General features: G+C 36.3%; 18 protein-coding genes. 16 read left to right on the plus strand and 2 right to left on the minus strand.

Annotation, left to right across the window (positions count from 1 at the left end; all coding sequences use genetic code 11):
- The first annotated feature begins 39 nt into the window (after positions 1–39).
- From AC1FXZ_RS00955 to AC1FXZ_RS01025, 15 genes are all read left to right on the plus strand, one after another.
- On the plus strand, positions 40–1923 hold the full coding sequence (locus AC1FXZ_RS00955) for a V4R domain-containing protein (protein ID WP_480050111.1): 1884 nt from the start codon (positions 40–42) through the stop codon (positions 1921–1923).
- A gap of 273 nt (positions 1924–2196) precedes the next feature.
- Positions 2197–3264: a TAXI family TRAP transporter solute-binding subunit gene (locus AC1FXZ_RS00960; protein WP_480050113.1), complete on the plus strand. Its 1068-nt coding sequence runs from the start codon at positions 2197–2199 to the stop codon at positions 3262–3264.
- A gap of 176 nt (positions 3265–3440) precedes the next feature.
- A complete protein-coding gene (locus tag AC1FXZ_RS00965) occupies positions 3441–5387 on the plus strand; it encodes a TRAP transporter permease (RefSeq protein ID WP_480050115.1) in 1947 nt (648 codons plus the stop codon).
- Positions 5388–5735: 348 nt separating this feature from the next.
- Positions 5736–6527: a 2-keto-4-pentenoate hydratase gene (locus AC1FXZ_RS00970; RefSeq protein ID WP_480050117.1), complete on the plus strand. Its 792-nt coding sequence runs from the start codon at positions 5736–5738 to the stop codon at positions 6525–6527.
- A 30-nt stretch (positions 6528–6557) separates the two neighbouring features.
- The gene (locus tag AC1FXZ_RS00975; RefSeq protein WP_480050119.1) at positions 6558–7442 is read left to right on the plus strand and encodes an acetaldehyde dehydrogenase (acetylating); all 885 of its coding nucleotides are present in this window, start codon (positions 6558–6560) and stop codon (positions 7440–7442) included.
- Positions 7443–7461: 19 nt separating this feature from the next.
- Positions 7462–8469 carry a 4-hydroxy-2-oxovalerate aldolase gene (dmpG, locus tag AC1FXZ_RS00980; RefSeq protein ID WP_480050121.1) on the plus strand — a complete coding sequence of 336 codons (1008 nt, stop codon included), beginning with the start codon at positions 7462–7464 and terminating at the stop codon, positions 8467–8469.
- 97 nt (positions 8470–8566) lie between these two features.
- Complete coding sequence (locus tag AC1FXZ_RS00985; RefSeq protein ID WP_480050123.1) at positions 8567–9514, plus strand: VOC family protein; 948 nt, start codon at positions 8567–8569, stop codon at positions 9512–9514.
- 24 nt (positions 9515–9538) lie between these two features.
- Entirely contained in the window at positions 9539–10384 is an 846-nt protein-coding gene (locus AC1FXZ_RS00990) for an alpha/beta fold hydrolase (protein WP_480050125.1), read from the plus strand.
- A 109-nt stretch (positions 10385–10493) separates the two neighbouring features.
- The gene (locus tag AC1FXZ_RS00995; protein ID WP_480050127.1) at positions 10494–11672 is read left to right on the plus strand and encodes an acyl-CoA dehydrogenase family protein; all 1179 of its coding nucleotides are present in this window, start codon (positions 10494–10496) and stop codon (positions 11670–11672) included.
- Between the two features lie 26 nt (positions 11673–11698).
- Positions 11699–12160, plus strand: coding sequence for a flavin reductase family protein (locus tag AC1FXZ_RS01000; RefSeq protein WP_480050675.1), 462 nt, complete (start codon positions 11699–11701; stop codon positions 12158–12160).
- Positions 12161–12187: 27 nt separating this feature from the next.
- On the plus strand, positions 12188–13081 hold the full coding sequence (locus AC1FXZ_RS01005) for a cytidyltransferase (protein ID WP_480050129.1): 894 nt from the start codon (positions 12188–12190) through the stop codon (positions 13079–13081).
- 450 nt (positions 13082–13531) lie between these two features.
- Complete coding sequence (locus AC1FXZ_RS01010; RefSeq protein WP_480050131.1) at positions 13532–14416, plus strand: VOC family protein; 885 nt, start codon at positions 13532–13534, stop codon at positions 14414–14416.
- Positions 14417–14511: 95 nt separating this feature from the next.
- Complete coding sequence (locus AC1FXZ_RS01015; protein WP_480050133.1) at positions 14512–16500, plus strand: acetoacetate--CoA ligase; 1989 nt, start codon at positions 14512–14514, stop codon at positions 16498–16500.
- Positions 16501–16539: 39 nt separating this feature from the next.
- Positions 16540–18111, plus strand: coding sequence for a bifunctional 3-(3-hydroxy-phenyl)propionate/3-hydroxycinnamic acid hydroxylase MhpA (gene mhpA / locus AC1FXZ_RS01020; RefSeq protein ID WP_480050135.1), 1572 nt, complete (start codon positions 16540–16542; stop codon positions 18109–18111).
- Positions 18112–18693: 582 nt separating this feature from the next.
- Complete coding sequence (locus AC1FXZ_RS01025; protein ID WP_480050137.1) at positions 18694–19395, plus strand: FadR/GntR family transcriptional regulator; 702 nt, start codon at positions 18694–18696, stop codon at positions 19393–19395.
- A 139-nt stretch (positions 19396–19534) separates the two neighbouring features.
- On the opposite strand, the gene AC1FXZ_RS01030 is transcribed toward AC1FXZ_RS01025, so the two are convergent.
- Entirely contained in the window at positions 19535–20356 is an 822-nt protein-coding gene (locus tag AC1FXZ_RS01030; RefSeq protein WP_480050139.1) for a cobalamin-binding protein, read from the minus strand.
- Positions 20357–20538: 182 nt separating this feature from the next.
- On the opposite strand from AC1FXZ_RS01030, the gene AC1FXZ_RS01035 reads away from it, so the two are divergent.
- On the plus strand, positions 20539–20745 hold the full coding sequence (locus AC1FXZ_RS01035) for a YwbE family protein (protein ID WP_480050141.1): 207 nt from the start codon (positions 20539–20541) through the stop codon (positions 20743–20745).
- Between the two features lie 42 nt (positions 20746–20787).
- Here the strand turns inward: AC1FXZ_RS01035 and AC1FXZ_RS01040 are convergent, their stop codons facing one another.
- On the minus strand, positions 20788–22209 hold the full coding sequence (locus tag AC1FXZ_RS01040; protein ID WP_480050143.1) for a hypothetical protein: 1422 nt from the start codon (positions 22207–22209) through the stop codon (positions 20788–20790).
- Between the last annotated feature and the right edge of the window lie 164 nt (positions 22210–22373).

Raw genomic sequence — 22373 nt, forward strand, 5'->3', positions numbered from 1 at the left:
AAATGTGCTAACTTAAATATTAATAAAGGTGGGGGTAGAATGCTAATTCAATTTTCCGAGCAAAGTTACAATCAGCAATTAAGTGATGCTAATCGTCAAATTTACACATCATCCTCGGCTTTTGGTCTTCTGCGAGAAGTACTTATCAATAATATTGGTATGGGACGGATAAAAGGGTTTCTTATCCAATACGGATGGAAAATGGGGGTGAGTGATGCGAAGAAAGCATTGAATAGCAACTTAACCATTAAAGAGATAATAACACAAGGACCAATTTATCATATAGAAAGTGGTCATATAAAAGGAACAAAATATGAAGGACAAATTAAGTTGGATGAACATAAAAATATAATCTCTCTAACGGGGTATGGTACTTGGGAAGGCTCATACGAGGCGATGGAGCACTTGAGTAGATTAGGATATTCAAAAACTCAAGTTTGTCATACGTTATTAGGATATGCAAGTGGTTTTATGTCAACTGCGACTAACCAGACAGCTATTGCAAAAGAAGTTACTTGTGTAGCAAAAGGAGACGATGAATGCCGTTGGGAATTTAAATTAAAGGAGGAATGGGGAACGGAAATTGAGGATGAATTACAGTTTTATCATGAAGCTCCGTTAATAAAAGAATTCGAATATACGTATGACCAACTTTTGGAACAAAAAAACTATATTGCAAGAATATCTAGTTTTCACCAAACCTTAACAGAAGAAATTACAAATGGAAGTAATTTGGAGACGATTGCTAATATGGTTTTCGATCTCACCAAAATACCGTTAGTAATTGTAGATTTAGATTTTAATACGATCGCACATTCCGGATTTGATGAAAAGGAATTTGTCCATTTGCAGCAAGACATGCATGAATATTTGCGAGTGAAATTCGCGTTTGACACCTCAAACAAACATGTACTTAAACAACTTCCTTTTAAAAAGAGGTGGTATAAAACCGAATTTCAAGAAAGGCTTGTTATCCCTATTAAAATACAAAAAAAAGTAGTGGGTTATTGTTCCTTTGTCTATTGTCGAGATGAAATTCCAAAAGCAGAAAGTGATATTCATCTCTTAGAAAGAATTGCGAATGCTTCTTCCCTTTATTTATTAAATGAAAAAACAAGCTTTGAATCTTTTGAAAGGATGAAAGGGAATTTCTTAGATCAAATATTAAATTCACAATTTACATCTAATCAAGAGATAATTAACCGAGGTAAATATATTAACCTTGATCTTTCAAGTCCATTTAATATTGCAATATTAGAATATCATAACAGAAATAACATGAATAAAAATGAGTGGATTTACCATGAACAAATACTTGAAACAGTCTTCGAGTACTTTAATAAGAAAAAAGAAAATATCCTCATAGGGCAAAGAGATGGAAAAGTTGTGATGTTAATTACAAAAGAGTCAACAAAAGCAGCAAGAATAAAAGAGATTTTCAAGGAATTGATTGAATTTTTAGAGAGTCAACATCCGAAGTGTGAATTTAAAGTAGGAATAAGTAATGAAGGAAAAGCAATAGAAGAAGCAGTACAAAAACATAATGAAGCAAAGGTTGTGTTACGTTTAACTACCAAAGAAAAGGTTGTTAATTTTGCCTCTTTAGGGATTGTAGGCGTGTTAATAGACTCAAATAACATTAGTGGAATTAAAATGATGGCCGAACAACAATTGGGACTATTATATAAAATGGATGACCATAAAAAAAACGAACTTATCAAAACGTTATATGTGTTTTTGCAAAATGGTGGGAAGCTTGAGCAAACAATGAAAGACCTTGCTTTATCGTTGAGTGGTTTGATGTACAGAATAAAGAATATAGAAAAGATCATAGATCAAGATCTTCGTAACCCCAAAAGCGGGTACCAGTTATTATTAATTTTGGAATCTTTAATTGCATTAGGAGAGCTGAAAATTGAATAACCTTTGTTTTATTTCAAACTAAGAGCTATGAAAAACCAATAAAAACTTACTAATTAACTAAAATAATTCAACTGTTTTTTTTATAGTCAGAAAATAAAGTATACTTTAAACTTTTATACAAGATAAAAAATAGTGAAATTATCTACAGTTAGGGGGGATGTTTAATATTAGTAGAGTTATTTGTTAACGCTTACAAATAATAAGGATTTGATTAAAAGCAATATGGTCCTGCTTACAAAAAGAGTTAGAACACGGAGAGAGGAGTACATCATGGTGAGAAAAGAACAAATAAAAGTGAGAAAAAGTTTGTTTCTGATTTGTGTAATAGTATCGATTCTTAGTTTGACTGGGTGTGGTAGTAATAATGAGGGATCTATTGCATCAAGCGAACAGGAAAAAAGTAACTTAAGTATCGGAACCCACCCATCAGGAACAATTTTATATACGGGTGGTTCTGGATTGGCGAGCCTTTTAACAGAAAAAGGAGATTATAACGTAACGGTTAGACCGTTCGCAGGTGCCCCACCATGGCAAGATTTAATGGACAAAGGTGACATTGCCATGGGTGTCTCTCTTTATGAAGTAAGAGATGCATATCTTGGAAAGATACATGGTCGGCCACTCGAAAATATCCGTACAATCGCTTTTGGAACACAGACGAAAATAACAGGTCCCGTTGTTAAAGCAGACTCAGGTATTGAAGATATAGTGGATTTAAAAGGGAAAAGAGTCGCCTATTTACAGGTCGGAACAACGATAAACGAATATATTGAAATTTTTCTTCATTCTGTTGGCTTAACATGGGATGATGTGGTCAAAGTCCCGGTATCCGACTTCATTGCCGGTGTTGATGCACTGAGAGAAGGAAGAGTTGATGCAGTTTGGGGGGGAGAAACAACAGGAGGTCCTGTCTTGGAATTGCATAACACAGTTGGCGTACGTCCGTTAAATCTTGGAGATGTTTCTGCATCTTCTTTCGATAAACATTCGGATCAACTTCAAAAGAAAATAGATGATTTAAAGGAAGGAATTGAACCAGTTGTTCAAATTGGTGGCTATGCCGAGGAAGAAACCGTTATTATTCAAACTCCTGTAATTCTTGCTGTGTCAGCTCATCTAGATGAAGACACCGTGTATGAAATCACAAAAAACATTTGGGAAAATCATGAAGATTTATATGAGATGCATGATTGGTTTAAAGGTTGGGATACTGACTCAATGTTTAATTCTAATCCTCCTACCCCTTATCATCAAGGGACAATCCGATACTTAAAGGAGATTGGAAAGTGGAATGATGATGTTGAAAAAAGGAATCAAGAATTGATCGATATGGTGAAGTGAATACAATATGACTAAATTGATCAAGTAATAATTAAGGGAGTAGAGACATGTAGTGATTCTTAGTTGAATCCATCAAATAGGGCATGTCTCCACCTTCCATTCAATAATTATTTACCAATCACCATTATGATGTAATATCTCTTTTATGGACTAGTAGATTTGGGGGTTGAAAATATATGAGCCAAAGTATCGAACCGATACGATTTAGAACATTATCGGGTCCTACTCATCATGTCTTACGTGTTCTTTTAATTCTTATTCCTCTAATGGGTATAATGTTTATATTGAATGTCTTTCCACTAGTAGGACTATATTTAATGACAGAGCAATATATAGGAATCTTTATGGCTTTGCTATTTGCTAGTGTATTTATTGGAGTTCGAAGTAATAAAGGAGAAAGTGGACTATATGTACCTTGGTATGATTGGGTTCTAAGCGTGTTAGGTATATTGGTTGGATTATACATTGCATTTTATTATGTAGATTTGTTATATAACTTTTCCTCTATTACGCCTCTTAGGTTTTTCTTGAGTCTTACAGCAGTTGTATTAATTATAGAAGGGTTACGAAGAATTTATGGTTGGGTATTAGTCATCATTGTGGGCTTGTTCCTTGGCTATGCTTTTGCAGCACCCTATATGCCAGGATCCTTTCAAGGAGAAGGCACGAGTCTTGGTCAGCTGCTGAATTATATTTACCTTGATGCAAATAGTATATTAAGTTTATTAAAACTAGCAGCTACAGTTGCTTTGGCTTTCATTTTATTTGGACACACACTAATTCGTTTAAATGGGGCAAATATATTTAATGATATTGCCATGCGTTTTTTTGGAAGATACCGTGGTGGACCTGCAAAAGCTTCTATTGTTGGCTCAAGTATGGTAGGAAGTATTACAGGTGGACCAGTAGTGAACATTATGTTAACTGGGAATATGACGATACCCTTAATGCATAAAAGTGGGTATTCAAGAGCCCAAGCAGGTGCAATAGAAGCGGTAGCTTCTACTGGTGGATCTATCATGCCCCCTGTTATGGGGGTCGTTGCATTTATCATGGCAGAAACGCTAAACGTTCCTTATCGTGAAATTGCACTTGCTGCGCTTATCCCTGCTCTATTATATTTTTTGTGCTTATTTATCCAAGTAGATATTAGTGCAGCTAAGAGAAAAATTGGTATTATTTCAAAAGAACAGATGCCATCTATGTCAAAAGTAATAAAAACGGGTTGGTTACTTATACCAATTTTTGGTCTGATGGTTTATTTGTTATTTTTTAAAGGGTATTCACCGGCAACGACAGGACTTTATGCTTCGGGATTTGCATTGATTCTATTGTTAGTTCAAAAAGATATGAGAAAGAATATATGTAAGAGAATTATCCAAATACTAGAGGATACAGGGAAAACGTGTCTTGAAATTGGCATTGTCCTTGCCGGAGCTGGAATAATTGTTGGAATTGTTAGTATTACAGGACTTGGTTTTAATTTAGCTCTCGTACTAACAGATTTTGGACAGTATGGAAAGTTCATTTTACTATTAGCTTGTGCTATTGTTTGTATTATTTTAGGAATGGGTATGCCAGGGATTGCTGCTTATTCATTAGTAGGAATTTTAGTGGCGCCAGCGCTAGTCAATTTAGGGGTTTCACCAATTTCTGCACATATGTTTGTGTTTTATTTTGCTAATATTTCGAGTATTACTCTACCAATTGCTATATGTTGCTTTGTAGCTGCACCGATTGCGAAAGAAAGTCCTTATAAAATAGGTTTAGCAGCAATGAAACTTGGAGTTATGGCGTATATTGTACCGTTCATATTTGTTTATGATACACGTCTGTTATTAAGCTATAACATGGAATTTTCGATTCTAGGTGTAACATTGGCAATTTTGTCAGTTTTAGTTGGTTGTATTTTATTGTCCATTAGTTTAGAAGGCTATTTATTTGGTCATTTAAGTATGATTAAGCGCTTCCTTTTTGCCATTGGTGCAGTCCTATTCTTTTTCCCAATTCAAAATATTGATTTAGAACTGCTCGTGAATCTCGTAGGAATCTCTCTTGCTACATTCTTATTTGTACAAGACTGGTTTACTAATAAACAAAAAAAGGTTGAAATATCAAGTTGATAATTTTTTGAGTTATAATTGTATTAAGAAAATTTAAAATAGTTTGGATTTACCCTCTAGAGATTAGGCGTTTTATACGTCTGGTCTTTTTTGTTTGAATTCGTAAAAAAACCAATAAAAACTTACGGAAAATAATAAATTATTAATTAGTTTTTTGTATAGTCGAATAATTGTAACTTATCTAAACTTTAGTTATAGAAAAGCGATCCACACTTTAATAACAAGACACCAATTTTCTATTTATAAACTCACCTGGAGGTGTTACGAGTAACGTTGAATTTGCTGGAAGGATTTATAAGATTTATGAACATAAATACCTTTCATATAATTGGTAAAGGAGGATTTAATTTGAGTCAACAGCAAGTAAATAGAAATGTAAGCGCTTATAAAACTCTCTTGCAAGCTGAGAAGACACGTCAACCAGTTGAAGCGTTAACAGATCAATTTAATGAATTGACAGTTCTAGATGCATATCAAATTCAATTGAAAATAATTGAGCAGAAAATAGCAAGTGGAAACAAAATTATTGGTAAAAAAATCGGACTAACTTCAGTCGCAATGCAAGAACTACTGGGAGTCGACCAACCAGATTATGGTTACTTACTAGATAATATGAAAATAGAAAATGGCGGTAGTGTTTTAATTGATCGGTTATTTCAACCAAAGGTCGAAGCAGAAATTGCCTTTATATTAAAAAGTGACTTGAAAGGTCCTAACATTTCAATTGAAGACGTTTTAAAAGCTACCGAATATATTGTACCAGCCATTGAAATTGTGGATAGTAGGATCAAAGATTGGAAGATTAAACTTGAAGATACGATTGCTGATAATGCTTCTTCCGGATTATTCGTTCTAGGAAAAGAAACGTTTTCGGTATCAGAAGTTGTTCTACCTGAGGTGGAAGTGGATTTGTTGCGAAATGGGAAGGTCTTCAATTCAGGGAGGGGTTCAGCAGCATTAGAACATCCAGCTTATTGTGTCGCATGGTTAGCCAATAAATTAGCTGAATTTGATGTTTCTTTAAAAGCAGGGGAAGTCATCCTTTCAGGTGCATTATCTGCTGCTGTTGAGGCTACAAAAGGGGATCGTTTCACGGCTGATTTTAAAGCGTTAGGGATAGTGGAAATATCATTTAAATAATATTTCCAACTTTGGAAGGAGGTTATTACTTTGTCAGAGGTTAAAGTAGGGATATTAGGTTCGGGAAATATCGGGACAGATTTAATGTTAAAGCTGCTTAGATCAGATGTATTAAAATTGACAACCATGATTGGTATCGATCCTAATTCAGATGGATTACAAAAGGCTAAACAGAAAGGATTGGAAGTCATTGATAATGGGATCACTGGTTTTTTAGAAAATTCGGAACTGGCTGACATCATATTTGATGCGACATCTGCTAAAGCTCATATACGTCATGCAAAATTGTTAAAAAAAGCTGGGAAGAAAGTGATTGATTTGACACCTGCAGCCAAAGGGCCATTTGTGGTGCCACCAGTTAACCTAGGAAGTCACTTAGAAGCAGACAATGTCAATTTAATCACATGTGGTGGGCAAGCGACTATCCCAATGGTAAATGCAGTTCATCGTATTAGTCCTGTTCAATATGCAGAAATTGTTGCGACTATCTCTAGTAAGAGTGCAGGTCCAGGAACTCGGGCAAATATTGATGAATTTACCTATACGACCAAACGAGGCATCGAAGAAATAGGTGGTGCAAAACAAGGGAAAGCGATTATTATTTTAAATCCGGCAGAGCCCCCTATCCTAATGAGGGATACAGTTTATGTATTAATTGATGAGGATGTGAATAAGCAAGAAGAAATTACAGCCTCCATTTATGAAATGGTAAAAAAAGTTCAAGCATATGTACCCGGTTATCGCTTGAGAACAGATCCAATTTTCGAAGGAAATAAGGTAACAATTTTGTTGGAGGTGGAAGGTGCTGGCGATTACCTTCCTAACTACTCTGGTAACTTAGATATTATGACGGCTGCTGCGGTGAAAGTAGCAGAGGAAATGGCCAGGAAGCAAGTGGAGATTAGAACGGTTTAATAGGAAGGGAGCAATATCAATGGAAGTAAATAGAAAGATATCGATTACAGAAGTTGCATTAAGAGATGGAAGCCATGCCATTTCACATCAATATACTGTGGATCAAGTTATCAAAGTAGCAAAGGCCTTGGATGCGGCGAATGTTCCATTTATTGAAGTGTCACACGGTGATGGATTATTAGGCTCTTCTTTGCAGTACGGCTTTTCCCGTACGAATGAGATGGAGTTAATTGAAGCAGTGGTAGATTCCTGTACACAATCGAAAGTAGCTGTATTACTCATCCCGGGGATTGGAACGATTAGAGAATTAAAACAGGCAGCTAATCTAGGAGCAAAAATGGCACGAATTGCAACCCATGTTACGGAAGCAGATGTTTCTGCCCAACATATAGCGGCTGCAAAAGAGTTAGGGATGGAAACAGTTGGTTTTCTGATGATGTCTCACATGGTTCCGACAAATAAATTGGTTGAACAAGCGAAATTAATGGAAAGTTACGGAGCTGATATCGTGTATGTCGTAGATTCTGCTGGTGCATTTCTTCCGCATGAAGTAAGAGATCGTATTTGTGTTTTAAGAAAAGAGCTGGGTTGCGAAATTGGCTTTCATGGACACAATAATCTATCTTTGGCGATGGCAAATACGTTAGTAGCTATTGAAGAAGGAGCTACTCGAATCGATGGGAGTGTTCGGTGTTTAGGTGCAGGAGCAGGGAATACGCAGACGGAAGTATTGGTTGCTGCACTAGATCGTCTTGGAATCTCAACTGGAATTGATTTATACAAGATGATGGATATAGCAGAGGAGATTGTAGCGCCTATTTTGCAACAACCACAAGTAATCAATCGTGATAGTTTAGTACTTGGATATGCAGGAGTTTATTCAAGTTTTCTCCTTCATGCAAAGAAGGCTGCAAAAAGATTTTCTGTCGATTCGAGGGACATTTTAATAGAGCTAGGCAAGAGAAGAGTGGTTGGTGGTCAAGAAGATATGATTGTTGATGTAGCAGCGGAATTAGCATCTCAATAAGATGCTACCATTTAAGGTTACACTAAATAGGTAAGCATCAATTTAATAGATTCATAGAACAAAAAATAATAATTCAAAAATATGGGAGGTAATTCGTTTGATTATACCTGAAATTGCTAAATTAGGACATATTGCTCTAGTAACACCGGATCTTGAAAAGTCGCTTTGGTTTTTCCGTGAAGTAATCGGATTAGAGGAAACAGAGGAAAGAGATGGTACTCATTACTTGAAAGCATGGGGGGACTTTGAACACCATTCACTTTCTTTAACCGCAGGAGATCGCGCACATGTTGATCATATTGGTTGGCGTGCGAAACGTCAAGAAGACGTTGAGGGATTTGCAACACTATTAGAGGAGGCTGGGACTACTGTAGAGTGGGTTGAAGCTGGTCGAGAAGCTGGACAAGGAAAAGCAATTCGTTTCCAGTTGCCAAGCAAGCACCGATTTGAAATCTATTACGATATGGAAAAACCCAAAGTATCTGATGACTTAAAATCTGTCTTGAAAAATCAAGCTTATAAATCTTGGAGAAAAGGGATATCTCCTCGCAGAATTGATCATGTAAATATCTCAACAAATATGGACCCAGGTGGTATTCACACATGGCTTTCAGAAAAATTAGGTTTTAAAATGCGCGAATATATCAAGGTTCAGAATGGACCAGTCGTTGCCGGCTGGATGAGTGTAACGCCCCTTGTCCATGATGTTGCAGTAATGGGAGATCAAACAAATTCCGGACCTAATAGACTACATCATCTTGCTTATTGGTTAGACAATGCCCAGGATCTATTGAGAGCTTCTGATATTTTAAGTGAGTCTGAAATTAAGTTTGTAGGACCTGGAAAGCATGGAATTACTCAAGCTGTCTATGTTTATGTGAAAGACCCTGGCAGTGGTCATCGTGTCGAATTATTTTCGAATAGTTATCTAATTTTTGAACCGGATTGGGAGCCTGTTGAATGGACAGAAGAAGATATGAAGCGAGGCTTAACATATTGGGGGGAAAATGCGACTGCAGGAAATGAGGATTCGACTGAAGCCTAATAGAATTAAAAAGGAGAGATTAAGATGAGTGGTTATGAAACAAAGACAAAAAATACTGGCAGTTATGAAACGTTCTATTGCGAAGGAGGAGAAACGAATTCGGAAGTATTGTTATTCCTACATGGATCTGGACCTGGGGCAACATCAGAGTCAAATTGGAAAAATATTCTCCCAGCCTTAACTAATAATTTTCATGTTGTTGCTCCGGATATGTTTGGGTTTGGTAATACACAGCACCCTGAAGTCCCTCCGAATAGTTTTTGGGAATGGACAAATCGAAGAGTAGAACAAGTGCTAGAATTAATCGATTATCTTGGGGTTGAAAAGGTGAATTTAGTTGGAAACTCAATGGGGGGATATGTATCACTTAACTTAATTATGGCTGCACCTGAGCGTTTTAAGAAAGTCCTCCTAATGGGGAGTGCTGGTGGTGAGACTGTTCCAACACCTGAAATTGGTCGAATGGTTGGGTTCTATCGAAATCCAACACTCAATGCACTTAGAAATCTGACGAATTGGTTTGTTTACGATGAAAGAGCTCTCGGAGATCAATTGGAATCAGTATTACAAGAACGCTATGAAACGATTATGCGCCCGGAGGTTAGGAAGTCATATCTTAGTAATATGTTTCCAACTGCACCTGGAGAAGGAATTATTCCTCCATCGGCTTTAAAGCGCATGGACCATCCATTCTTACTACTGCATGGCTTTGAAGATCGTTTTGTATCAAAAGAGAGTAGTCTTTCTTTATTACAGCATTTACCTAATGCCGAAGTGCATTTGTTTAAAGGGTGTGGCCATTGGATCCAGATTGAAAAAAGAGATCGTTTTATAAATATGCTACGTCAGTTTATTAGTGGGGATATGTAAGATTGAATTCATAAATAATCGTAATATAGAAGGCATATGTCCACGGGTATGCTACATGTCTGCCATTTTTTTAGTAATATTCTTAATATTGTGAAAGAGGTGTAGAAGAATGGAGAAAAATATGGTGAAAGAAAATAAAATGACACTTCAGGAATTGTTAGCCGGAGCTAAAAAAGTAGGAGAGTTAGCTGCTAAGGAAGCACAGGAAGCAGACATTAATGCAACGTTATCTGAAAAAGTAATTGAAGCAATGAAGGAAACCAAAATCACTAAATTACTCCTTCCAAAAAGATATGGTGGACCACAAGTAGATATAAGAGGGTTCTCACAAATCATTCGTACAGTTGCCAAACACAATATTTCCGCTGCTTGGTTAACATACCTTTATCCACTTCATAATACACTACCTTCATATCTACCAGCAAAGGGGAGAGAAGAGATTATTAGTCAAGGTGGATTAATTTCTGATGTTTTTGCACCTGTAGGGACAGTTGTTCCGGATGAGGGTGGTTACCGTATTTCAGGGGTTTATAACTTTGCTAGTGGAATTCTTTATAGTGATTGGGTTGGATTAGGGGTCATGATGGAACTACCAGATAGTAAGCAACCAGAGTTTTGTATGTTTATGGTTCCGGTTTCTGAAGTGGAAGTTGTTAAGAATTGGAATACGATGGGACTTAGAGCTACTGGAAGTAACCAAGTGATTGCTGAAGATGTCTTTGTTCCATTGGAAAGAATTGTACGACTAAATGTTATCAATGAATCTGGCAGACCACCAGAGGAAGAAAGTTACGATCAGGATTATCCTTACTATGATGTTCCATTTTTCTCAGCTTTTTATATCGGATTTCCAAGTGTAGCGCTTGGTGGAGCTGAACGGCTATTAGAAGAATTTAAAGTACGTACAAAAAGTAGAGTTCGGATTGATGGAGATCAAGAGATGGAGTCGCCACGTAGTCAAAGAGTACTAGCAGAATTAAGAGTGAAATATTTGGAAGCTGAAGGATTATTGAATCAATATATTACCCTATTGGAAAATCACAAAAATGAAAAGGCTTGGATAGAAGAGTTATGTGCAATGAGAGCGAAAATTGTTCAAACATCGACCGATATCGCAGTGAAAGTACTCCTTACACTTGGAGGAGCAGCGATTGGTAAAGGGGATACTGTTGAATTATTTGTCAGAGATCTTTTATCAGCGGCGACTCATAAGACATCTCTATATGAAGATTCAGTAGATGCATATGGCAAATCATTATTTGGTTTTGAAACACTCACTTTAGGTTAAAATCGTTTGGAAAGGAAGTTATGAGGATGGAAGATCGTACATTTAAAACAGCAATGGGGAAATTTGCAACTGGTGTTACTGTTATTACAACTGAAATTAATGGTAAAATTCATGGTATGACAGCCAATGCATTTATGTCTGTCTCTCTCAGCCCTAAACTGATTTTAATTTCGGTTGCAAACAATGCAACAATGAAAGAATTAATTCAGCAATCAGGGACTTTCGCAGTCAGTTTGTTGTCAAGTGAACAGGAAGACATGTCAATGTACTTTGCTGGCCAGATTAAAGAACAACGTGATATTTCTTTCAATTCGCTCAATGACTTACCTGTAATAGAGGGAGCAATAGCCAATATTGCTTGTGAGCTTCATAATACTCATGTAGAAGGAGATCATACTCTATTTGTTGGTAAAGTACGCGATATTAAATTAGAAGAAGAGGTCAAACCATTAACTTATTTCTCCGGTAAATACTATCAGATTAGTTAAGGAGCAGCACAGTTAGGAGTGAGTAAGTTGCACGTACGTTATATTACAGACGAAATGATTTACTCGAAACTATTTAACTATGAACCTTGTGTCATAGCTTTAGGATTCTTTGATGGTGTCCATTTGGGACATCAACAAATTATTAAGAAAGCGAAGACTATAGCAAAGGAAAAAAAGATAAAATTAGCTGTGATGACATTCACCCCACACCCAAGTGAAATTGTGAAACCTGAGAAGGTGATCAAACAATTTATAACTCCACTACCAGTGAAAAAAAGAAAATTTGAAGAATTAGGTGTGGATTTGTTGTACGTTATCAAATTTGATAGAAACTTTGCTAATTTATCACGTGCATCATTTGTAAACCAATATTTATGTAAATTAAATGGCCAACATGTGGTCGCAGGCTTTGATTTTTCATACGGCAATCTAGGTCAAGGAAATATGTCTACATTGGTAGAAGATAGTCAAGGACGATTTGATGTAACGACAGTTCAAAAATGTGAACACAATCGTCAAAAAATCGGATCTAGTCAAATTCGCGAATTAATAAGGAAAGGGACTGTTGAAGAGATACCTGGATTTTTAGGAGAACACTATAAAACAGATGGTGTTTTAAAGCAAGTCTACGCCAATAGAATGGTACAGATCGAGATAGATAACTATTATTTGTTACCTTGTCAAGGTTATTACAACGTTTCTATAATGGCTGGAATTCTAGATTTTGAGGCTGTATGCATAGTTGTATTTTTCAATAATCAAAAGTCGCTTTATTTAAATATTGATCATTACGATGAACTTTTAAAAGTGAAAAAAGTTACAGTTCAGTGGAATCATTCTTTTAAAGACAACGATAGTTTAAAAAGGCCTTTCAATATTGATCCTCTACTACATGACAGTAAACTAATACAAATGAATTGATTTAAAAGTGTAATTATAACTTGAAGCCTAAGCCTACTATAGAGAAAAGTGAAGTCAAAAAAGAAACCCCACTTTTAAAAATTTTATTAAAAGTCAAGTAAATGATTAAAACCTTTTATATTGTAGTTTATTTATAAAATGTTACACATTTAAAAGGGTAAAAGAAGAAGGATAGGAGAGCAGTGAGAATAACTGCTTTGCCTATCCTTTTTTGTACGACAAATGACCTCATTTACCACAACAACAGAGTTAGGTTTTGTTGCACTAAAGGAATGCTTTAGATGGAATACCTAACTTTATTTTCGGATTTTTTTGAATAATCAGTTGACAATGCGCTGTTGAATCAATAATATAATAATTAAATATTATTAATTATTTTGGGGGTATGTTGAAAACGCTTACTGACGAAGGTTGACTTAATTCTATAAACAATGTTAGGGGATGATTCATTTGTCAAAAGTTAAAGCATTTAGATTAGGTTTTACGGAATTTGCCTCGAAAGATCCAGAAAGAATGAAGGAGTATTATACTCAAATCATGGGGTACCAACTTGTTGAAGAAGTCAATGAGAAGAGTTATTTAAGTAATGGCTTAGATCATCATAATATCATTATTACATCATCTAATGAAAATGGAGCACACAGTTATGGGTTTCAATTGGATGGTCAGATCACTCTAGAAGAAGCACAGGGATTATTGAAAAATCAGGGGATTATATCAGAAATGAAGCATGACTCAAAACCAGGGTTATCTGAATTATTAGAACTCAAAGATCCTGCTGGAAATACGATTCAATTATATAACAAAATGGAGCAATCTACTATCGGTTTTGGAGAAACAGGAATTATTCCTTTTAAATTGGGCCATGTAGCTTTTGAAGCTCAAAACTATAAAAAAACCATTCAATTCTACAAAGAGGGATTGGGATTTTACTTTACGGATGTGATTGGTCCTGAGGTAGCAAACTTCTTAACTTGTAATTCCGACCACCATGTTATAAATATCGTGCAATCTAATCGAACAAAACTACACCATATAGCGTTCCAATTAAAAGATGCGAGTCATCAATATGCAAGTTCGGACTTATTGTCACAAAAAGGATTTCCTATTTTATGGGGCCCTTCTCGCCATACAGCTGGACATAATATTGCAACATATCATTATGATCCAGATGAAAATGTAGTTGAATTGTATATTGATATGGATGTCTATATTCCAGAAATAGGCATCTTTGAACCACGTCCTTGGCATAAAGATATGCCACAAAAACCGAAACAATGGGAAGTTTTAAGTTCATGGGAGACAGAATTTGCGAAGGACTTAGGAAAGCTCTAAATTTACAATATACTGATTTCCGGACAGAAGTTGAGAAAACGAAAGGTTACAAGTAAACTGCTTTAACTACTTATTAAATAACGGGAGGAGATATAATGAAAGATATTCATGAAGATAAACCTCTTTGGCAACCTTCAGAACAAATGTTAACTAAGTCTAATATGGCTTTATATAAGAACTGGTTAAATGAATCGAAACAATTGGGGTTAGAAGATTATTCATCGCTGTGGCAATGGTCAGTAGACCATTTAGAAGAGTTTTGGAGCTCTATTTGGGATTATTTTAATGTCCAATCAAGCACACCCTATACAAATGTTATAGAAAATAAAAATATGCCAGGTACTACTTGGTTTCCTGGTGCACGGTTAAACTACGCTGAACATATTTTTCGCAATGCTCAAACGGAAAATCCGGCACTATTATTCTTAAACGAAAAGACAACAGTAACGGAAGAAATTAGTTGGAAAGAATTATATGAACAAACAGCAGCAGTGGCTGACTTTTTACGAAAACAAGGAATCAAAAAAGGTGATCGTGTCGTTGCCTATATGCCTAATATTCCGGAAACAATCGTAGCTTTCTTGGCTTGTTCGAGTGTGGGTGCGATTTGGTCATGTGTGAGTCCTGATTTTGGAAGTTCGAGTGTGGTTGCACGTTTCCAACAAATCGAACCTAGTATACTTTTTACCGTAGATGGGTATCAATTTAACGGGAAAGTTCATGATATAGAGGATGAGATTTATAATTTACAAGAGAAACTACCAACATTAAAGAAAACAGTTGTCGTTTCAAATATTGAAAATGAATCGAGTAAAGAATTTAAAAGTGCTATAAAGTGGAATGATATAGAATCAGTAGAGAAGGAACTAACCTACGAGCAAGTATCTTTTGACCATCCGTTATGGATTTTGTACTCTTCTGGAACTAGTGGCCACCCAAAAGCCATTGTTCAAGGGCATGGTGGGATTTTATTGGAACATTTGAAAGTGTTTCATTTGCACAAGGATATATCAGCTAATGATCGATTTTTCTTTCACACATCAACGAGTTGGATGGTTTGGAATATAACAGTAGGGTCTTTGCTTACTGGTGCTACAACCATTTTGTATGATGGAAGCCCAACCTATCCGACGAAAGACGCTCTTTGGAAAATCTGTGAAAAAACGAAAATGACATTCTTTGGAGTGGGGTCTGGTTTCATTCATTATTCCATGAAAGTAGGCATCCAACCAGAAAAATATAACCTTTCCAACTTAAAGTCAATTGCCTGCACAGGTTCTCCTTTATCAACAGATGGATTTTTGTGGGTATATGATCAATTAGGTGAAGATATTTGGTTAATTAATTCGAGTGGCGGTACAGATGTGTGTACAGCTTTCATTATAAGCTCACCACTAATACCGATGTATATGGGAGAATTACAATGTAGAGGGTTAGGAGTAAATGCCCGTTCTTTTGATGAAGAAGGAAATTCTTTGAACAACGAAGTGGGAGAATTAGTCATTACAGAACCAATGCCTTCGATGCCACTTTATTTTTGGGGTGATAGAGAGGGTAAGAGGTACAACGAATCTTACTTTGAGACCTATCCAGGAATTTGGTGCCACGGTGATTGGATTAGCGTAAATGAGCGTGGAGGCTGTGTTATCTATGGGAGGTCTGACTCAACCATTAATAGAAATGGAGTAAGAATGGGAACAAGCGAAATCTATCGAGCTGTTGAATCTTGTGAGGAAGTACTAGAAACGTTGGTTGTCGATTTAGAGTATTTAGGAAGAAATTCGTATATGCCGATGTTTATCGTTCTAAAGGAAGGTTATGAATTAACAAGTCAGCTCGTAAACAATCTAAAAAATAAAGTGAAAAAGAGCGCTACACCACGTCATGTTCCTGATGAAATTTTCCAAGTAAATCAAATACCGAAAACATTAAATGGTAAAAAGATGGAAGTGCCTATACGCAAACTGTTACTTGGAAAACCGTTGGAGGAAGTTATTAATCGTGATTCGATGAGTAACCCAGATTCACTTCCCTTTTTTGTTGAACTTGCAAAAAATCTCAACAAAGATATCATCAAAAAATAAATTTATTCACTAACCAAATAATTGAAAGTGGTGAATTCTATGAAACTAGACTTTGATGTAACTATTGTTGGCTTTGGTCCAGTAGGTAGCATGATGGCAATTTTATTAGGAAAAAAAGGGTATAGGGTAGGGGTAATTGAACGTTGGCCTAGTCATTATCCCCTACCTAGAGCAATTGTGTATGATGATGAGATTGCAAGAATGATCAGACTTGTAGATGAAAACGAAAAAATCAAAGAAATTACGGAGAATATTGAAGGGAATTATGAATGGCGTAATGCTAATGATGACATTTTATTAAGCATTGAACGTCCACAGGTTGGACCATCTGGACTGCCAACACATAATTTTTTTAATCAACCAGATTTAGAGTTACTACTTGATGAGGTTTGTAGCAAATATTCGAATATAACTGTAGTAAGAGGTTATGAAGCTGTGGATTTGACTGAGAAGGAACAATCTGTTGAAGTTGTAGTACGAAATCAAGAAGGTAAATTAAAAGGCTTTTCATCTTCCTATGTTATTGGTTGCGATGGGGCAAATAGTTTTGTGAGAAAATGCCTTGGAACGGACTTTCATGATTTAGGCTTTGCCTATACATGGCTAGTTGTTGATATTATCCCAAATGAACATAAAAAGTTCAGCCCGTCTTTTTGGCAATTGTGTGATCCTAAACGACCAACTACGATCGTACCAGGTGGACCGGGAAGAAGACGTTGGGAATTTATGGCTATGCCAGGTGAAACCATTGAAGAATTAAACACAGAAGAAACAACTTGGGAATTATTAGAACCATGGGGCTATAATAAAGAAAATTGTGAATTGGTCCGTCATGCAGTTTATACTTTCCGAGGTGCATGGGCTGAGACCTGGCGAAAAGGAAGAGTGATGATTGCTGGTGATGCTGCTCATTTAACCCCCCCTTTCTTAGGTCAAGGGATGGGATCGGGATTAAGGGATGCATGGAATCTAGCGTGGAAACTTGATCTAGTTCTTCGAAATGTAGTAGATGAGAAACTATTAGATATTTATACGGAAGAAAGAAATCCTAATATTCAAGGTTATATCGACATGGCGACTCAGTTAGGAAAAGTAATTTGTATCACTGATCCGGATGAAGCGGCTAAACGAGATGAAAACTTCCTAAAAGGCAATATAAAACCGTTTCCTCCGTTACCACATGTAACAAATGGAATCCTTGATAATGTTGGAAAAAGTCATCATCATTTAACTGGGAGATTATCGTTACAAGGAATTGTCAAGTATCAGGGCAATATAGGCTTATTGGATGACTTGGTTGGTATAGGATGGACGATTGTTAGCAACAAAGTTGATCCACGAACGGTACTTAATGAAGAACAACTAACTTTCCTTAACCAAATAGGAGCTCATTTTATTCATGTTTCAAATAAACAAGAAAATGAAAACGTTTACCTTGATGTTGAAGGTACGTATGCACAATATTTTAAAGATGAGAATATGGAAGTCATTATTAATCGTCCAGACTTTTATATTTATGGTGCTGCATCAAAGGTGGAAAAGTTACCATTACTAGTTGAACAGTTGAAAAAACAATTAAAATATAGTAAAGGTTCACTTATTCTCGAATGAGTAGGGTTATAAGTAAACGTTCAATAATCCCCATCTATTTTAGATGGGGATTATTAATCTACTTATCATGTTGAATATGACAGTGAACTGGTAGACTGTTTGACGTTAATGAAAAAGAAGAGTCTTTGTTTTTCGTAAATTCGATAAGAGTTGGTTACAGAAATTTGACCTTCTTTTAGATGTGATTTCTTTATATTCTAGACTTATTTAGGTGAGTTTTTAAAGCTTAACCAAATTGCGACAAGATGAGTTCAACAAAAAACTACTTTCTCTTTTGGCTCCCATTGTACAGTGTATCCTTCTGCTCCTAATGTACATTTCTAGGCGAGGATCATAGAGCTCAAATCTATGATGTCCTAGTGATTGAACGTAGAAAAAGTTTTTTGAGATTTGACAAAAAACAAATAATAATCTAATATTATTATTTATCTATAAGTATTGAAACAGAATTCTTCTACAAATAGCTTGTATTTAAAAGTGAAGGTAAAAGGGTTGATAACGGATAAGGTACCAAATTTATTTACATTTAATCTACGAAATAGATAGTTAAATTGAAATACGTTTGTTGGGAAGGAGACAACCATGCAGAATTTAAGTGGACAATTACTACATGAATTAGGAAGGCAAATTATTAATGGAGATCTATTACCTGGTGAAGTGTTGCCAAAAGTGGAAGTGCTAAGCGAACAGAAGGGTGTGAGTCGCACTGTTGTTAGAGAGGTACTCAAAGGATTAACAGCTAGAAGATTAGTGGAATCCTCTACAAGGGTTGGAACAGTCGTGAAACAAAGGACTGACTGGCAATGGTGGGATCAAGATGTATTATTATGGGCATCGCAATCTAATAATAGCCAGGAATTTTTAGTACAGTTAACGGAAATTCGCCAAGCGATCGAACCAGCAGCCGTTCAATTAGCAGCAAAAAATGCAAATGATGAAGATATAAAAAAAATACAAGGTACTTATGAAGAACTCGAACGATCCGTAGGCAGTGAGGAAGAGTGGGCTAGGGCTGATTCTAAATTTCATAATAGTATAATTTTAGCCTCTCATAATGAATTAATGATTAGCTTAGTTAAAACTTTACATAATGCACTGCTCCAGAGCCGGCATATTACCTTCAAGGCTCATAAGGAAAAAACAAACGGCAATACAGAAGAAGTGTTGTTGAAACATAAAGCAGTAATGGAAGCTATATGTGATCGCGATGGGGACAATGCGTATCAAAAGATGTATCGGCTATTAAAGCAAGTAGAAGGGTTGTTTGAAGATAAAAGTATTTAACTATTGGAAAAGTGACTCCGTTTAGGTACTGCCCTCTAAAGTTAGAGTGGTCACCACCAATTGAGTCACTTTTTTAGTTTCTCTATACAGGTAGAGTTGTTATATCTATTTGATAAGAAGTAAAAGTATTACAATCCTATTATTCATCATCTAATAAAGGATCATGAACATCATTAAATTCAGGAAATACAGTAGGATGAATAATACTCGCAATTTTACTTAACCCAACTAACAGTTTTGGGGAAGGTCTGCAAAATAGAGGTTCTTCCAAAACATATAATTGATTGTTCTTGATCGCTTCAAGGTCGGCTGCTCCTGAGCGTTTTAAGAGAACCTTTGGATTCACTCTGTCTTTCTGTACTCCTACCCAAACCATACAAATAACATCTGGATTTCTATGGATGATTTCCTCCCATTCTGTTTGCACACTTGCCTCATCTCGGTCTTCAAATAGATTCCTACATCCGGCTAAGCTACTTATCTCTGTTAACCAATTATTTGCTCCAGGAGTGAAAATGGGTTTAGCCCACCATTCCCAATAGAGTGTCTTACGCATTTCTATTTGACTGCTTAACAAACGATATTGTTCAAGAATGTTCGTATATTTTTCAAATAGTTTTTCCGCTCTTTCATATGTATTGGTTGCCTTTCCAACAAATAATAAGCTTTCGCCAACTTCTGTTAGTGTCTTGGGATTAGGGACAATCACATAAGGGATGTTCCTTTTCTTTAACTCGTCAATATTTCGTTCCATCCCAGGGACAGTGAGTGAGGCTAATACTAAATCAGGTTGTAATGTTTCAACTTTGTCCATATCGATGTGTAAATCTGGACCTAATCTTGGTAATGTATTAACTTCCTCGGGCCAATCTGAGTAGTCATCAACCCCTAGTAGTGATGAAGTTAAGCCTAAGTAACCTAGCAACTCGGTATTACTCGGGCATAGGGAAATTAATTTCATGTTAGCACTTCCTTTAATTAATTAAGTTATTTTAATCGTACAAAAAGTTCGACAAAAAAGATAGAGGCATTCGTTTATGTGTGATGAAATTGCCCCTCAATTAATATTTGCGAATCTCTAAGCTGGCGACGTGATATAATAGTATATAAATTTAATCAAACCTATGTAGTAAGGAGTTTCCCATGACAAAATCAGGACAAGAACGGAAAAACATTCAACCTGGAATCGAAGTTGATATTGTTTTAAAGCAAGATCAACGAACAGGAAAGACAACAAGAGGAATTGTGAAAGACCTTTTAACAAAATCAGCCAATCATCCACACGGCATTAAAGTTCGCTTACAGGATGGTCAAGTTGGTCGAGTAAAAGCCATTATTGAAAGCAGTTGAGATTAAATTCTCAACTGCTTTCAGTTACTTCGATTATATATTCTAAAACAAGAATATAGCTGAAACTGTCGAGACAACAAGGCCAAGCATGACGGGAATGAAACTTTTGCGAACAAGTTCCATGACAGGAACCTTAGCAAATCCGGCTACTGCAACGAGTGAGGACCAAGCGATCAATGTACCGCCACCTACCCAAATCGACCCCATCTGCCCGATTGCAGCAAGTGTAGCGACGTCAATGCCGACTGTTCCTCCAAGAGCCCCTGAAAGTGCTCCTACCAATGGTAAGCCGGAGAAGCCTGACCCATCTAGCCCAGTAATCATCCCAATTAGTAAAATACCAAATGCAGCAAAAATGGTGCTCTCAGGTATGATTTGCTGGCCTGATTGAACGAGGTCAAATAATAAGGAGGGTGCTTGATCTGACTCTGTTCCGAAAATCTTAGCTGAAAATTCACTACTCCCGATGAAAAAGAATCCTGCTATTGGGATAACAGGTCCCATTGCTTTAAAGGCAAAAACGAACCCTTTCACTAAAAAATCGCTAACATTAGAAAGAGATTTTTTTACGTTATAAAAGCTTGATGCTGCTATTAATAAAAGAACAGCAGTCCCCCCAATCAGTGCAGCGCCAGCGCCACCTTCCATATCTGGGATTGTATTGCTAAACATCGAAAGGACCATATAAACAACGATAATCAAAAAGGTAAGTGGTACAAATAATGCAAAGAAAATTCGTTGTTTTTTCGACTGTTTCGGTGTGATTGTCTCTTCCTCAAATTTCGTACTGCTATTTCTTTCCCAAGTAATTATGTGTTCTCGAGAAGGTTTTTGTATTGATTTCCTAATCGAAAAATAAGCATATGTTAATGCGACAATTCCTGTAATGAGTGATAATACGAGAGCTCGATCTGCTACTGGGCCAACATCAATACCAGCAGACGTTGCATTTAACATCGGTGCAATTTTGATCATATAGTCTGCAGATAGTGCCATGCCTTGACCAGCAAGTGAAATCGCAATCGCTGCACCAATTGGAGGTAAACCAGCATAGATTGCAACCGGAATAAGTAACGCACCTATTAAAGGTACAGCTGGTGTTGGCCAGAAAAAGATTGAGATGGCATATGTTACAACAACAATAACCCAAAAAGAGATATGACCATTTTTCATGACCCGTTGAAAGGGTGTAATCATCTGTTCATCTGCACCAATAGCTTTTAGTGAATGAAGCAGTGCTGTCATAATGGCGATGATGAGAAAAATATTAAATAGCTCTCCGGCAGCAGTTAAACTAGCCTGAAAAATCGATTGTAAACCAATTGAAAATGAACCTGTATAAACCCAGCCAACTAAAAACGTCATCAGAACAGCTGGAACAACGACATTTTGTCTAAAAAGCATTGTTAATATAATAATAAGCGTCCCAATCAAATAGATCCAATGAGGGGCAGTTAGTTCCATCTTATTGACTCCTTTCGTCGGGAATAAACCGATGCATAGAGTAATATATGAAGTAATTTGGGCAAGGGTGTATAGGATTTGTTTGTTTTTTTATCTTAAATAGTAAAAAACTATGTAACTATTTAGGTAACCGAAATAAATGATTGATTGTAAGGGGAAATAAG

This window comes from Halalkalibacter sp. HAAS-P014 (genome assembly GCF_056619965.1).

Excerpts from the sequence above, each read along its gene's own strand:
- AC1FXZ_RS00990 (WP_480050125.1), top strand. The coding sequence starts at position 9,539 with ATGAGTGGTTATGAAACAAAGACAAAAAATACTGGCAGTTATGAAACG.
- AC1FXZ_RS00955 (WP_480050111.1), top strand. The coding sequence starts at position 40 with ATGCTAATTCAATTTTCCGAGCAAAGTTACAATCAGCAATTAAGTGAT.
- AC1FXZ_RS01025 (WP_480050137.1), top strand. The coding sequence starts at position 18,694 with ATGCAGAATTTAAGTGGACAATTACTACATGAATTAGGAAGGCAAATT.
- AC1FXZ_RS01040 (WP_480050143.1), bottom strand. The coding sequence starts at position 22,209 with ATGGAACTAACTGCCCCTCATTGGATCTATTTGATTGGGACGCTTATT.
- AC1FXZ_RS00965 (WP_480050115.1), top strand. The coding sequence starts at position 3,441 with ATGAGCCAAAGTATCGAACCGATACGATTTAGAACATTATCGGGTCCT.
- mhpA (WP_480050135.1), top strand. The coding sequence starts at position 16,540 with ATGAAACTAGACTTTGATGTAACTATTGTTGGCTTTGGTCCAGTAGGT.
- AC1FXZ_RS01035 (WP_480050141.1), top strand. The coding sequence starts at position 20,539 with ATGACAAAATCAGGACAAGAACGGAAAAACATTCAACCTGGAATCGAA.
- AC1FXZ_RS00995 (WP_480050127.1), top strand. The coding sequence starts at position 10,494 with ATGGAGAAAAATATGGTGAAAGAAAATAAAATGACACTTCAGGAATTG.
- AC1FXZ_RS01015 (WP_480050133.1), top strand. The coding sequence starts at position 14,512 with ATGAAAGATATTCATGAAGATAAACCTCTTTGGCAACCTTCAGAACAA.
- dmpG (WP_480050121.1), top strand. The coding sequence starts at position 7,462 with ATGGAAGTAAATAGAAAGATATCGATTACAGAAGTTGCATTAAGAGAT.
- AC1FXZ_RS01000 (WP_480050675.1), top strand. The coding sequence starts at position 11,699 with ATGGAAGATCGTACATTTAAAACAGCAATGGGGAAATTTGCAACTGGT.
- AC1FXZ_RS01030 (WP_480050139.1), bottom strand. The coding sequence starts at position 20,356 with ATGAAATTAATTTCCCTATGCCCGAGTAATACCGAGTTGCTAGGTTAC.